Below are 660 nucleotides of genomic sequence, written 5' to 3'. Positions count from 1 at the left end.
CGCATGGATGACTGGCTGCTCTACGCAATAGACAGCCCTTCAGCCAGCGGTCAACGCGGTTTAGTTCGTGGGCAAATTTTCACGCGAGATGGTGTGTTAGTTGCGTCGACGATTCAGGAAGGAGTCATGCGGGACCGCGGTTAAATACGGCCCCGCCTTGGGTTTGGTTTAGGTCAACGAAACAAAGAAACCGGCGATGGCGGCACTCATCATGTTTGCCAAAGTCGCTGCCAATAAGGCACGCATGCCTAAGCGAGCAATATCATGGCGTCGGCTGGGCGCCATACCACCTAACCCACCCAGTAAAATGGCAATGGATGAGAAGTTCGCAAAACCACACAGGACAAAGGTAATAATCACCTGAGAGTTCTGACTCAACTGGTCCTTATAATTAACGAAGTCCAGGTAGGCAACAAACTCGTTTATCACCAGCTTTTGGCCAATAAAACTTCCCGCCAGGTTCGCTTCGTCCCAGCTAACTCCTAATACATAGGCAACCGGCTGAAATACATAGCCGAAAATTTGCTGTAAGGTCAGTTCAGAATAACCAAACCAACCGCCAACCCAGCCAAAGATACCGTTAACCAATGCAATAAGTGCAACAAAGGCCAGCAACATAGCACCCACGTTCATAGCCAGTTGAAGGCCGCTGGACGCGCC

1 protein-coding gene and 1 pseudogene are annotated in these 660 nt (G+C 50.5%); one reads left to right on the top strand and one right to left on the bottom strand.

Going from position 1 to position 660, the window contains the following annotated elements:
* Nucleotides 1-144 (top strand): annotated as a pseudogene (locus B3180_RS14270) (acyl-CoA thioesterase domain-containing protein); the annotation flags it as partial.
* 24 nt (nt 145-168) lie between these two features.
* On the opposite strand, the gene B3180_RS14265 reads toward B3180_RS14270, so the two are convergent.
* Nucleotides 169-660: nucleoside transporter C-terminal domain-containing protein (locus B3180_RS14265; protein WP_286845163.1), on the bottom strand; the 492-nt coding region annotated here is incomplete at its 5' end.

The sequence above is a fragment of the Idiomarina sp. UBA4206 genome (assembly GCF_002383015.1).
GTDB classification, from domain to species: Bacteria; Pseudomonadota; Gammaproteobacteria; order Enterobacterales; family Alteromonadaceae; genus Idiomarina; species Idiomarina abyssalis.
This window is presented reverse-complemented; position numbering and strand designations above follow the sequence as displayed.